The 12,203-nt window shown below is 68.1% G+C and carries 12 protein-coding genes; 5 read left to right on the top strand and 7 right to left on the bottom strand.

Features of this window, described 5'->3' with window-relative positions:
• Nucleotides 1-148 precede the first annotated feature (148 nt).
• Nucleotides 149-1,453 (top strand): signal recognition particle-docking protein FtsY, encoded by a 1,305-nt coding sequence (ftsY, locus tag DMC64_RS33075; RefSeq protein ID WP_125736701.1) that lies wholly within the window; start codon nt 149-151, stop codon nt 1,451-1,453.
• Nucleotides 1,454-1,516: 63 nt separating this feature from the next.
• Here ftsY and DMC64_RS33070 read toward each other — a convergent pair whose 3' ends face one another.
• Nucleotides 1,517-3,007: an MFS transporter gene (locus tag DMC64_RS33070; RefSeq protein WP_125736700.1), complete on the bottom strand. Its 1,491-nt coding sequence runs from the start codon at nt 3,005-3,007 to the stop codon at nt 1,517-1,519.
• Nucleotides 3,008-3,117: 110 nt separating this feature from the next.
• On the opposite strand from DMC64_RS33070, the gene DMC64_RS33065 reads away from it, so the two are divergent.
• Nucleotides 3,118-3,849, top strand: coding sequence for a TetR/AcrR family transcriptional regulator (locus tag DMC64_RS33065; RefSeq protein ID WP_125736699.1), 732 nt, complete (start codon nt 3,118-3,120; stop codon nt 3,847-3,849).
• Here DMC64_RS33065 and DMC64_RS33060 read toward each other — a convergent pair.
• Nucleotides 3,839-4,615, bottom strand: coding sequence for an IclR family transcriptional regulator (locus DMC64_RS33060; protein WP_125736698.1), 777 nt, complete (start codon nt 4,613-4,615; stop codon nt 3,839-3,841). The two genes, DMC64_RS33065 and DMC64_RS33060, sit on opposite strands and share 11 nt — an antisense overlap.
• 103 nt (nt 4,616-4,718) lie before the next feature.
• Between DMC64_RS33060 and aceB the strand changes: the two genes are divergently transcribed.
• Both aceB and DMC64_RS33050 read left to right on the top strand, forming a co-directional pair.
• Nucleotides 4,719-6,296 (top strand): malate synthase A, encoded by a 1,578-nt coding sequence (gene aceB, locus DMC64_RS33055; protein ID WP_125736697.1) that lies wholly within the window; start codon nt 4,719-4,721, stop codon nt 6,294-6,296.
• Nucleotides 6,297-6,300: 4 nt separating this feature from the next.
• The gene (locus DMC64_RS33050; RefSeq protein ID WP_125736696.1) at nt 6,301-7,497 is read left to right on the top strand and encodes an aldolase/citrate lyase family protein; all 1,197 of its coding nucleotides are present in this window, start codon (nt 6,301-6,303) and stop codon (nt 7,495-7,497) included.
• Here DMC64_RS33050 and DMC64_RS33045 read toward each other — a convergent pair.
• Entirely contained in the window at nt 7,476-8,222 is a 747-nt protein-coding gene (locus tag DMC64_RS33045) for an ABC transporter ATP-binding protein (RefSeq protein ID WP_125736695.1), read from the bottom strand. The genes DMC64_RS33050 and DMC64_RS33045 overlap by 22 nt on opposite strands.
• Before the next feature lie 69 nt (nt 8,223-8,291).
• Between DMC64_RS33045 and DMC64_RS33040 the strand changes: the two genes are divergently transcribed.
• Nucleotides 8,292-8,915, top strand: coding sequence for a TetR/AcrR family transcriptional regulator (locus DMC64_RS33040; protein ID WP_125736694.1), 624 nt, complete (start codon nt 8,292-8,294; stop codon nt 8,913-8,915).
• A gap of 181 nt (nt 8,916-9,096) precedes the next feature.
• Here DMC64_RS33040 and DMC64_RS33035 read toward each other — a convergent pair whose 3' ends face one another.
• From DMC64_RS33035 to DMC64_RS33020, 4 genes are all read right to left on the bottom strand, one after another.
• On the bottom strand, nt 9,097-10,350 hold the full coding sequence (locus DMC64_RS33035; protein ID WP_125736693.1) for an HNH endonuclease signature motif containing protein: 1,254 nt from the start codon (nt 10,348-10,350) through the stop codon (nt 9,097-9,099).
• 241 nt (nt 10,351-10,591) lie between these two features.
• Nucleotides 10,592-11,071 (bottom strand): N-acetyltransferase, encoded by a 480-nt coding sequence (locus tag DMC64_RS33030; protein WP_125736692.1) that lies wholly within the window; start codon nt 11,069-11,071, stop codon nt 10,592-10,594.
• Between the two features lie 9 nt (nt 11,072-11,080).
• Entirely contained in the window at nt 11,081-11,683 is a 603-nt protein-coding gene (locus DMC64_RS33025) for a DsbA family protein (protein ID WP_125736691.1), read from the bottom strand.
• Between the two features lie 36 nt (nt 11,684-11,719).
• On the bottom strand, nt 11,720-12,202 hold the full coding sequence (locus DMC64_RS33020; protein ID WP_125736690.1) for a MarR family winged helix-turn-helix transcriptional regulator: 483 nt from the start codon (nt 12,200-12,202) through the stop codon (nt 11,720-11,722).
• Nucleotide 12,203 lies beyond the last annotated feature (1 nt).

Here is a 12,203-nt window from a genome sequence, read left to right as displayed (position 1 = left end):
AGTGGTTTATCCGTCGTGGCGGAGAGCGCGCAAGCGGGGTCGTTTCTTCTTGTCCGAAATGAGTCCTATCCAGTGGGTGCTTGACAAGATCGGCTTCCTTCCCGTGGGGCGTCTGAGCGCGACGCGATGCGGATGCGAGGATGGCGCCGTGTCGAGTACCCCCTGGTTCTGGATCGTTGTCGTTGCCGTCGTGGTCCTGGTCGCCGTCCTGGTGGCCGGGCTGCTCATCGCGCGCCGCCGCCGGATCAGCCTGGACGAGTCCAAGGCTGCCGACGTCGTCGAGAAGCCGAAGGGCGGCGGTTATACCGCCACCGGCGGGATCGCGCTCGCCCCTGGTGGAGAGACGACCGACGAACCCGAACACCCGGTCGAGGACCGTCCCGAGACCGAGGGCCAGCCCGCCGTCGGGGACGACGCGTCGGTGCCGAGGGATTCCGCGCAGCGCACGGTGCGCGACGTCGAACTCCCCGAACCGGCCGAGGAAGTGGCCCCCGAGCCCGCTCCCGTCGAAGAGATCGCTCCGGCCACCGGACGCCTGGAGCGGCTGCGCGGCAGGCTGGGCAAATCCCGTTCGGTGTTCGGGCAGAGCCTGCTCGGCCTGCTGGGCGCCGGCGACCTGGACGAGGACTCGTGGCAGGACGTCGAGGACACGCTGCTCATGGCGGACCTGGGCGCCGCGACGACCACCGAGATCGTCGAGCGTCTTCGTGACGAGCTGAAGCGCCGCGCCGTGCGGACCTCGGAGGAGGCGCGCGCGGTCTTGCAGGAGGTGCTGACCGCCGCCCTGTCGACCGACGCGGTACGGGCCGTCCGCGCGCTGCCGCACACCGTCGACGGGAAGAAGCAGCCCGCCGTCGTGCTGGTCGCCGGGGTCAACGGCACCGGCAAGACCACCACCACCGGCAAACTCGCCCGCGTGCTCGTCGCGCAGGGGAGCACCGTGGTGCTCGGCGCGGCCGACACCTTCCGCGCCGCCGCGGCGGACCAGCTCCAGACGTGGGCCGAACGCGTGGGCGCCGAGGTCGTGCGCGGCAAGGAAGGCGCGGACCCGGCGGCGGTCGCCTTCGACGCCGTCAAACGCGGCACCGAGGCGGGCGTGGACGCGGTCCTGGTCGACACCGCCGGCCGCCTGCACACCAAGACCGGCCTGATGGACGAGCTGGGCAAGGTCAAGCGAGTCGTCGAGAAGCAGGCGAAGGTCGACGAGGTGCTGCTGGTGCTCGACGCCACCACCGGGCAGAACGGGCTGATGCAGGCCCGCGTGTTCTCGGAGGTCATCGACGTCACCGGCATCGTGCTGACCAAACTGGACGGCACCGCGAAGGGCGGCATCGTCTTCCAGGTGCAGCGTGAACTCGGGGTGCCGGTGAAGCTGGTCGGCCTCGGTGAGGGGCCGGACGATCTGGCGCCGTTCGAGCCGGGCGCGTTCGTCGAGGCCCTGCTCAGCAGCTAGCGGATGTCATGAAAGGGGCGTTCAGGACATCTTTCGTCCTGAACGCCCCTTTCATGACACTGGTCAGACGGAGACCGGAGCGTCGGCCGGAACCGGCGCGGTCTTCTTGTCCCGCATCACCAGGAACGCGACCACCGCCGCCGCCAGCACGCCGACCGTGCTCACCAGGAACGTCGTCGACATCGCCGAGGTGAACGACTCACGGGCCGCGGCGATGAGGCCGTCGTCACCGGTCGCGAAGGCGTCGCCGATCGAAAGCCGCGCCTGCGCCGGGGCGTTGGCGGGCATGTGCGAGGTGAACAGGCTCGACACGATGCTGCCCAGGATCGCGATGCCGAGCGCGGCGCCCAGCTGCTGGATGGTGTCGTTGAGCGCGGAACCGACGCCTGCCTGCTCCTCCGGGACCTCGCCCATCAGCGCCGCGATCGCCGACGGCATCGCCACCCCGCCGCCCGCGCCGAGCAGGAATAGTGCGGCCGCGGGCAACAGGAAGCCCTCGTTCGCCGACATCGTCGCGAGCAGGCCGAAGCCGCCCGCCATCACGATCATCCCGGCCGTGGTCAGCGCCCGGTTGCCGATCTTCTGGCCCAGCGTGGCGCCGAGGGTGTTGAACAGCAGTGACGCGAGGGCCATCGGGATGAACGCGAGACCCGCCTCGGTCGGGGTGTAGCCGAGCACGAACTGCAGGTACTGGGTCAGGAGCAGCAGCAGACCGCCGTTGCCGATCTGCACCAGCGTGAGCGACAGGCTGCCACCGCTGAAGTTGCGCTTGCGGAACAGCTTCAGCGGGACCATCGGCGACGGCGTGTGCCGCTCCCAGAACACGAAGCCGGTCAAGCACACGATCGCGACCGCCAGCGGGATCAGGGTTCCGGCTTCGGCGAGGCCGTGCTTGGGCAGCTCGATGATCGTCCAGACCAGCGAGACCATGCCCGCCGCGGAAAGGACGGCGCCGAGCGGATCCGGCTTCTGCCACGGGCCCTTGGATTCGGGCATCAGCGTGAGCGCGGCGATCACCGCGATGACGACGATCGGCACGTTGATCAGGAACACCGCGCCCCACCAGAACCACGCGATCAGCACGCCACCCAGCACCGGGCCGCCGATCAGGCCGATCATCGCGACCGCGCTCCACGCCGCCATCGCCTTGCGGCGCTCCTCGTCGTCGAAGACGGTGATCAGGATCGACAGGGTGCTCGGCATGATCAGCGCGCCGCCGACCCCCATCACCGCGCGGGAGGCGATCAGTTCGAGCGGGTTCGTGGCGAACGCCGCGACGAGTGAGGCCACCCCGAACAGGAGGAGGCCGATGAGCATCACCTTCCGGCGCCCGAACCGGTCGCCGAGGCTTCCCGACGTGAGCAGCAGACCGGCGAACACCAGGATGTAGGAGTCCAGGATCCACTGCGTGTCCTGGGCGCTCGCGCCGAGATCTTCGGCCAGCGGCGGCACGGCGACGGTCAGCACCATGTTGTCGACGACCAGCACGAGCGTGCTCAGGCAAAGGACGATCAGGATCCACCAGCGGCGTGGATCGCGGATGGGCACGTTCATCGGGAAACCCCCAGAGAAGTGTTTGCGTACGTTGTTCGACTGATGCGCACACTGTACGCAGAACGAAACGGCGTACGCAAGGGGGTACTCCGTGCGCTAAAGTGGGCGGTATGTCAGTCGATGAACAGCCGATCCAGTCGGTGTGGACCCGCCCTCGCCGGAAGCGGGATCAGCCCGCGTTGAGTCAGGCGCAGATCGTGGCCGAGGCCGTCCGGCTCCTGGACGTCGAAGGTGTCGACGCGCTGAGCATGCGCAGGCTGGGCACCGCGCTGAACGCGGGCGCGACCTCGCTGTACCGGCACGTGGCCAACCGCGACGAGCTGATCGAACTGGTCGTCGACGAGGTCTACGGCGAGATCACCGTGCCGGACGGCGACGATCCGGCGCGGTGGCGGGAAGCGGCCGTCGTGGGGGCGGAAAGCGTCCGCGCGATGATCCTGCGGCACCCGTGGGTGGCTTCACTGCTCGGTTCGGTCGGCCTGTCGTACCTCGGGCCGAACGTCATGCGGCTCAACGAGCGGTTGCTGGGTGTCTTCGTGGGCGCGGGTTTCCCCGGCGACGAGGCGAATCAGGCGATCAGCGCGGTCATCTCCTACGTCATCGGCATGGGGACGACTGAGGCGGCGTGGCTCACCACCGTCGCCAAGAGTGGTCAGAGCGAGCGCGAGTGGGCGGAACGTCTGCGTCCCGCCGTCGAGGAGGCCGCGCGCGAACACCCGCACCAGCGGGAAATGCTGGCCAGGGGAGAGGACGAAGCCGATCCTGTCCGGCTTCGCGACGAGAAGTTCCGCTACGGGCTGGACAGGATGCTCGACGGTTTGGAGACCAGGCTCAAACGGTGACGCCGTCCTTCGAAAGGGTCGAGCCGAGCGAGGTCGCGATCCGCTGGACGACCGGTGCGATCCGCTCGACGGCCTCCATCGTGAGCCGCCCCGAAGGCCCGGACACCGAGACCGCCGCCGGCACCGGCGCGCCCGGGACCGCGACGGCCACGCAACGGACGCCCAGTTCCTGCTCCGCTTCGTCGAGCGCGTAACCCTGTTGGGCGATCTTCGCCAGTTCCAGCAGGAGCGCGTCCTGGTCGGTGAAGGTGTGCTCGGTGTAGGAGGGCATCCCCGTCCGGGCGAGCAGCGCCGTGACGTCTTCGGGCGGCAGATGCGCGAGCATCGCCTTGCCCACGCCGGTGCCGTGCGGCAGGAGCCGCCGCCCTACCTCGGTGAACATCCGCATCGAGTGCTTCGACGGCACCTGGGCGACGTATACGACCTCGTCGCGCTCCAGGACGGCGAGGTTCGCGGTCTCGCCCACCTCGTCGACCAGCTCCGCGAGCAGAGGGCGCGCCCACGAGCCGAACTGCATGCTGGCGTTCTCGCCCAGCCGGATGAGCCGGGCGCCCAGCGCGTACCGGCGGTTGGTGTTCTGCCGGACGTAGCCCAGATCCACCAAGGTTCTGATCAGCCGGTGGATGGTCGGCATCGGCAGCCCGGACAGGGTCGCCAGTTCCGAAAGACTGGCCTCCCCGCCCGTGTCCGCGAGATGCTCGAGGAGCTCGAAGGCCCGCTGAAGTGACTGGACGCCGCCATCGCGCCCGTTCTTCTCCGCTGCCACCGTGGTACTCCTTACGTCGGCGTTGATGTTCCGCTATGCAGAAACTATAGTCCGTCATGTAAAACCGTAGGGACGTTATTTATCCGAACTCGGGGTGTTACTCATGTCTGAAGCTCAGGTGCTCGGCGATCCGGTCGAGCGCGGGGACGAAATCCTCACGCCGGAGGCGCTCGCCTTCCTCGCCGGCCTGCACGAGGCCTTCGCCGCCCGCCGCGACGAGCTGCTGCAGGCCAGGAGCAAGCGCCGCGAGGAGGCCAGGACCACCGGCAAACTGGACTTCCTGCCCGAGACCAAGGAGATCCGCGAGGGTGACTGGAAGGTGGCCGAGGCCCCGCCCGCCCTGCGCGACCGCCGCGTCGAGATCACCGGTCCGACCGACCGCAAGATGACCATCAACGCGCTGAACTCCGGCGCCAAGGTCTGGCTCGCCGACCTCGAAGACGCCAACACGCCGCACTGGGCGAACGTCGTCTCCGGCCAGGTCAACCTGTACGACGCGGTCCGCGAGACCATCACGCTGGAGAGCGGCGGCAAGAGCTACGCGCTGAAGGACGACGTCGAGCACGCGACCATCGTCGTCCGTCCGCGCGGCTGGCACCTCGACGAGCGCGGCCTTTCCTTCGGCGGACGCCAGGCGGTCGGCGCGCTGGTCGACTTCGGCCTGCACTTCTTCCACAACGCGCAGGAGCTGCTCAACCGCGGCAAGGGCCCGTACTTCTACCTGCCGAAGATGGAGAGCCACCTCGAAGCCCGGCTCTGGAACGACGTCTTCACCCACGCGGAGAAGACGCTCGGTATCGAGCACGGCACCGTCCGCGCGACCGTGCTGATCGAGACCATCCCGGCCGCGTTCGAGATGGAAGAGATCCTCTACGAACTGCGCGAGCACGCCTCCGGCCTCAACGCCGGCCGCTGGGACTACCTGTTCAGCGTCATCAAGTACTTCCGTGACGCGGGCGAGAAGTTCGTGCTGCCGGACCGCAACTCGGTCACCATGACCGCGCCGTTCATGCGCGCGTACACCGAACTGCTGGTGCGCACCTGCCACAAGCGCGGCGCGTTCGCGATCGGCGGCATGGCCGCGTTCATCCCGAACCGCAAGGACCCGGAAGTCACCGCCGCGGCGCTCGACAAGGTCCGCGCCGACAAGAGCCGTGAGGCGGGCGACGGCTTCGACGGTTCGTGGGTCGCGCACCCCGGCATGGTGGACATCTGCCGCGAGGAGTTCGACAAGGTCCTCGGCGACAAGCCGAACCAGCTCGACCGCACCCGCGACGAGGTGTCCGTCACCGCCGACCAGCTGCTCGACGCGGCTTCGACGCCGGGTGGCGCGACCGCGGCCGGTCTGCGTGCCGCCGTCGACGTCGGCATCCGCTACATCGCCTCCTGGCTGAGCGGGAACGGCGCGGCGGCCATCCACAACCTGATGGAGGACGCGGCGACCGCGGAGATCTCGCGTTCGCAGGTGTGGCAGTGGGTGCGCAACGGCACGCAGCTCGACACCGGCGACAAGGTCACCGCCGAACTGGTGCGCGGCGTGCTGGCCGAGGTCCGCGGCGAACTCGCGGCGGAGATCAAGCCGGAACTGCTGGAGCCCGCCGTCGAGCTGTTCGAGCAGGTCGCGCTCGCCGACGAGTTCCCGGACTTCCTGACCCTGCCCGCCTACGAACGGATCAAGTAGACAAATGGGGAACGGGCGGCTCATCGAGGACGTCTACACCGCCGCTGACGCGCGCCTCGCCGAGGCCGACGCGCGCGTCACGGCCAAGTACCCCGGCGAGCCGCCCGGCCGCCAGCCCGTGCACACCGTGTACGTGCCCGCGTCGCAGTACAAGACGCGGCTCGTGGCGGATTGGGGCAAGCAGGCCCTGCGGGTCTTCGGCGAACACGCGGACCGGCTGGGCCTGGACGCCGACATCGCCGACCGGGTCCGGACCAAACTGCTGACCGAGCCGATCGAAGACCTGCGGATCGACTTCGAGGACGGCCTCGGCAGGCCCGGCGACGAGGAAGAGGACGCCATCGCGCTCGCCGCGGGGCGGACCCTCGCCGTCACGGGCGGCACGCCGTTCGTCGGCATCCGGTTCAAGAGCTTCGAAGCCGCGACCCGCCGTCGCGGCATCCGCACGCTCGATCTCTTCCTGGCCGGATTGCTGGAAAGCGGACCGCTGCCGGACGGTTTCGTCGTCACGCTGCCGAAGGTGACCGCCGTCGAACAGGTCGAGGTGGCGGCGGACGTCATGGAGCGTCTCGAATCCGCGTACGGCCTGGCAGAGGGCGCCTTGCGATTCGAGGTCCAGATCGAAACCGCGCAGTCCATTGTGGACATCGATGGAACGGTGGCGGTCCCGCGGATCATCGAAGCCGCGCGCGGCCGCTGTTCCGGTCTGCACTACGGCACCTACGACTACAGTGCCGGGCTCGGGATCAGCGCCGAGTACCAGAGCATGGAACACCCGGCCGCCGATTTCGCCAAGCAGCTCATGCAGGTTTCCGCCGCGGGCACCGGCGTCCGGCTTTCGGACGGCTCGACGAACAAACTGCCCGTCGGCGACGCGATCCTCCCGGCCTGGCGCGAACATCTGCGCTTGGTGCGGCGCTCGCTGGAGCGGGGCTTCTATCAGGGCTGGGATCTGCATCCGCATCAGCTGCCGACCCGGTTCGCCGCCACGTACGCGTTCTTCCGCGAAGGTTTCCCGGCGGCGCTGGGCCGGCTGCGGGATTATGCGGACCAGACCGGCCGCGGCGTGCTGGACGAACCGGCGACGGCGCAGGCTCTGGCCAGCTTCTTGTTGCGGGGGCTGGATTGCGGGGCCGTGGATGCGGGGGAGCTTTCGTTCTCCCGGGCGGAGCTGGACGGCTACGCGCGAAGGACCGCGTGATACTCGGCGAGAATCTCGTCCAGTGAGCCGCGGGCGCGGATCCGGCCTTCCTCCATCCAGAGGGCGGTGGTGCACAGTGCGCGCAGCAGCTCGTCGGAGTGCGAGGCGAACACCAGCACGCCCGAGCGGCGGGCGAGGTCGACCAGCCGTTCGCGTGCCTTGGTGAGGAATGCCGCGTCGATCGCGCCGAGACCCTCGTCGAGAATGAGGATCTCGGGATCGATGGTGGTGACCACGCCGAGCGCGAGCCGCACCCGCATGCCGGCGGAGTAGGTGCGTAAGGGCAGGTGCAAGTAGTCGCCCAGCTCGGTGAACTCGGCGATGTCGTCGACCCGTTTCTCCATCTTCTTGCGGCTCATGCCGAGGAACAGGCCGCGGATCAGGATGTTCTCGTGGCCCGAGACCTCGGGATCCAGCCCCACCCCGAGGTCGAACACCGGCGCGATCCGCCCGACGACCCGCGCGCTGCCCCTCGTCGGTTCGTAGATGCCGGACAGCAGGCGCAGGAGAGTGGACTTCCCGGCGCCGTTGTGCCCGACCAGGCCGACGCGATCGCCCTCGCCCAGTGACAGGGAGATGTCCCGCAAGGCCTCGATGATCGGGACTTTCGCGCCGGTGCCGATCTTGCCGCCGACCTTGCCGAGCACCCGTTTCTTGAGCGACCGGGTCTTGGCGTCGAAGATCGGGAAATCGACGAAGGCGTCCTGTACTTCGATGCTCACCACGGGCAGTCCTCCTTGCGACGGCAGATGCGAACGGAAGTTATTATTCGCGTTTGTGATAACGTCCGGCCGGTGAGTCAGTCATCCGCCGATCAGGGCTTCCGGCCGCCGCAGCAAGCCCGCAGCCGGGAGTCCTTGCAGAAGGTGCTGGCCGCCGCCGAGCACGTTCTAGCGAGCCAGGGCTTCGAGGAGTTCACCGTCGCGGCGGTCGCCGAGCAGGCGGGAATGTCGGTGGGGGCGATCTATCGCCGGTTCTCCGGCAAGAACCAACTGCTGTACGCCGTGAAAGACCAGCTGCTCGGACAGCTGGAATCCGGTGTCGGCGAAGCGCTCGGCTCCGCTGAGCCCGGGCTGCGCGGGGTCGTCGGCGCGTTCACCCGTGCTTTGGCAGGGACATTCGCCCGCCACGACCGGATCTTCTCCGAGTTGCTCGACAGCCAGCGAGCCGAGGGGCGGGATCGTGGCCTCCAGGCGCTGGCTGCGATCCAGCGCGATTTCGTGGAGGCGGCTCAGCCTTGCCTTGAGGAGATCCGCCGGGCGGATCAGGAAGAGGCGATCCGGATGACGAGCCGGACCATCATCGGATCCTGTGTGCACCGTGCCGCCAGTGGCCGATTCTGGTCGGATGGGCTGAGCTGGGACGTTTGGGCGCGTGAGACGACCGAGATGGCTCTGGCTTATCTGGAGTCGGCTTGAGTCTTGTGCTTGCGGTTCGTCGCGGAGGACGAGTCGTGAGGATCTCTAGTCGGTCGTGACTGGTCCGGTGGTGATGGACTGTGTGGATTTTGGGACGTCAGAAGTCCTGAAATCCACACGGTTACCGACTGCGGGCATGCCGAAGGGCCCGTCGCCGGCGTGGCCGACGGGCTCTTCGGGTTCAGACGTGGTGCAGGGTGTTGCGCCTAGGTTTTCGAAGCGGATCTCGATACTGGGGTGGGATGAACTCCGGTAACCCATCGGCCGCCATCCGTACTTCCCAATCACCGTGGTGAATCAGCCGATGATGGAACCCGCAGAGCAACACGAGGTTCCGGAGGTCGGTGGGGCCGCCGTCTGCCCAGTGGTGAATGTGGTGGGCGTGGCAGTTCTTGGGTTTACGGTGGCAGCCGGGGAAGGCGCAGCCGCCGTCGCGGATGTTGAGTGCGCGTCGTTGGCCTGGGGTGACGAACCGTCTCAGGCGTCCCATATCCAAGGGTTCACCTGAGGCACCCATGACCACTGGCAACATGAGGCAGTCGCAAGCGGCGAGCCGGGCTTCGCGGGCGGTCATGGTTCCGACGAAGTCGAGGCATGCGGTGCCGAGGCCGGATTTGAGTTCTTCGAGTCCGATGGTGACGTGGACGAGGGTGCGGTAGCCGCTGGTGCCGGGCTGGTCCGGGCAGGCGATCGCCAGATCGAGCAACTCGGCCCAGGCGTCTCCCATGCGCTCGCATTTCATCCGCAGATCCGCTTGGCCGAACTCGTCGACCGGCCGTGGCTGGGCGTGCGCTTCCAGCGCTGCGGCGGTGCGGGCCCCGGTCTCGTCATCGAGGAGGCCGGTCAGCTTCCAGAAGCCGTCCTTCCGGCGTTCCAGGGTGATCTCGCGGCGTGGCTCTTTGGGTTCGGGGTCTTTGGGTTCGTTGCCGTCGGGGTTGAGCCAGTCCTGCAGTTTCGCTTCGGCGCCGGCGAGTTGGCGGGGCCCGGCGTTCGGAGCAAGCTCGGCGAGGATCTTCTCCGCACTCTCCCGATCCTCGGCAGAAGTATCGGCGGGGAGCCGTTTCAAGATCTCCAGGATCTGATCGATCCGCTCATCCCCGACCAGCCCCTGAGCCGCCACCGCGGCAGTCGCCGGTGCAACAGGCGGAACCTCCGCGCCACCCAAAGCCCGGGTCGGGTTCAGGGCGAGCGCCCGCTTCACCACCGCACCCGCTTCGCCACGCGACAGCCCCGCCATCTCCGCGAACCAGCTGGCCGTACTGCCATGCCCGTACAAGTCTTTGACGCCACGAGACTCGATCTCCGCCAGGAACTGCCCCAGACAAGCGGTCGCGATCCGGATCACCTGTAAAGCGTGCTGCACGCCATGGGCAAGCTCCAGCTTGCCAGCGCGCCACAGCTCCTGCGGCAGTTCGGGGAGAAAGGTCTCGGACACCCCTCAATAATAGCGCAATCTATCGAACACGTGTTCGTAATTTTAAGCAACAAGCCAACTCGCGTCGACAACACTGAAGGGTGAAACAGTCGCCAACGCTGAATCACCCTGGGCAACCACGCATTCAGTCGACTAAATGGCGAAGTCGTGCCCCGCATAGAGCCACTGCGGGAAGGTAACCCTCGCAGTTAGTCGACTAAATGCGAAGAACCCCTCGCAGTTAGTCGACTAAATGCGGAACTCAAGCGACAGGCTTCGCGTAGCGGAGGCGGGGAACCGAAACCACTCCATCGGGGCCGAAGACCCGATTGTCGAATTCGCCCTCGTCGACCCATCCGCACCGTTCGTAAAACCGCCGAGCCCGCGCATTCCCAGGCACCACCGCAAGCCAGGCACGGGAATGCCCGCCCGCGCGCACCAGCCGTTCGGCTTCGGCGAGCAGAGCCCCCGCGACTCCACTCCCACGATGGTCCGAGGAAACGTAGACCTGTTCGACCTCGTCCCCGACGACCATCACGAAACCCGCCACCGCGTCGCCCAGTACGGCGACGGTCGTGTCGCCGACGCGGTCCGCGGCCCGGGTCCAGAACGAATCGCGGGTCCGGAGCCGGACGAGCGCGTCCGGCACGTTGCCGAGATGGCCGTCCTGCCAGCCGTGGTACCAGATCTTCGCGACGGCGTCGGCGTCCGCGGCGGTGGCCGGTCGAATCGTCAAAGGCATGCCCGGAGTTTAGGAAACCAGCGCGCCGATCCGCCGTTCCACTTCGTCCGCGCTCGCGTTCCCGGCGACGAGGGTCACGACCTGGTCCCCGATGGAGGCCAGCAGGGTCGGATAGCCCGTGACGCCCAGTTCCCGCGCCCGCCGGAAGTCGTCCGCCGCGGAAACCCGGTCCAGCGCGGCCTCGACGGCGTCGCCGTCCAGGCCCGCTCGCTGCGCGACCACGCGATAGGTCGAGACCTCGGAGAGGCTCAAGCCGTCGAGGTAGAAGGCCTCCTGCAGCAGCGCCGCGAGCCGCACCGCGCGGTCCGGCGCGACCTCGCGCAACGCCGCCATCCCGCAGGCGGCGGCCTCGGAGTCCATGACGAACTCGCCGTCCGCGATCAGCCGTTCGTAGCTTTCCCCGAACGGCGCGCCGGTGCGGCGGGTGATCTCGGCGTTGGCTCCCTGGACGTAGCCGAACTGCCGGATCGGCACCCGGCGTCCGCCGAGGAACAGGCCGCCGGAAACCACTTCGACCGGCAGATCCGGATGCCGGTGCGCGACGTCGGCCATGGTGCGGGCGAACCCGTACGACCAGCCGCAGTACGCGTCGAAGACATAGATGAGCTTCATGTCGGGACTCAACAATGTCTGACTCGTCAGGTATTCCTAACGGAGCTTGGGGAGTGCGTCACGTGCCGAGTGGCTCAGCGTCCGCAGGTCCTGGGCGAACCGGTCGCGGTGGTCGGCGGGCAGCGGGTCGAGGAAGAGCCGCTGGATGTTCTCGACGTGCACCCGCGCGGCCCGCACCGTCGTCTCCTCACCTTGCGCGGTCAGCCGGACGAGTTGCACGCGGCGGTCCTGGGGATCCGAGGAACGCACGACCAGGCCGAGCGTGGTCATCCGGTCGACCAGCCGCGTCGCACCGCCGGTGGTCAGCACCTGCTCCTGCGCGATCGCGCGCATGCTCATCCCGGCCGCGCCCGACCTGCCGACGATCAGGAGGACTTCGAACATCAGGTGCGAGATCCCGCATTCGGCCTCCAGCGCGCGGCCGAGCAGGTATTCGAGCCGGTTCGCCGCGCCCATCATCCGGCCGAAGGCGAGCACGCGCGGGTCGTAGGCGGCTTCTTTCGCCGTGGTGATGCCCATT

The organism is Amycolatopsis sp. WAC 04197 (genome assembly GCF_003947475.1).
Classification (GTDB): Bacteria; Actinomycetota; Actinomycetes; order Mycobacteriales; family Pseudonocardiaceae; genus Amycolatopsis; species Amycolatopsis japonica.
This window is presented reverse-complemented; position numbering and strand designations above follow the sequence as displayed.

Coding starts and splice junctions, on each gene's coding strand:
- DMC64_RS33065 (WP_125736699.1), top strand. CDS start 3,118: ATGTCAGTCGATGAACAGCCGATCCAGTCGGTGTGGACCCGCCCTCGC.
- DMC64_RS33050 (WP_125736696.1), top strand. CDS start 6,301: ATGGGGAACGGGCGGCTCATCGAGGACGTCTACACCGCCGCTGACGCG.
- DMC64_RS33030 (WP_125736692.1), bottom strand. CDS start 11,071: ATGCCTTTGACGATTCGACCGGCCACCGCCGCGGACGCCGACGCCGTC.
- aceB (WP_125736697.1), top strand. CDS start 4,719: ATGTCTGAAGCTCAGGTGCTCGGCGATCCGGTCGAGCGCGGGGACGAA.
- DMC64_RS33025 (WP_125736691.1), bottom strand. CDS start 11,683: ATGAAGCTCATCTATGTCTTCGACGCGTACTGCGGCTGGTCGTACGGG.
- DMC64_RS33020 (WP_125736690.1), bottom strand. CDS start 12,202: ATGGGCATCACCACGGCGAAAGAAGCCGCCTACGACCCGCGCGTGCTC.
- DMC64_RS33070 (WP_125736700.1), bottom strand. CDS start 3,007: ATGAACGTGCCCATCCGCGATCCACGCCGCTGGTGGATCCTGATCGTC.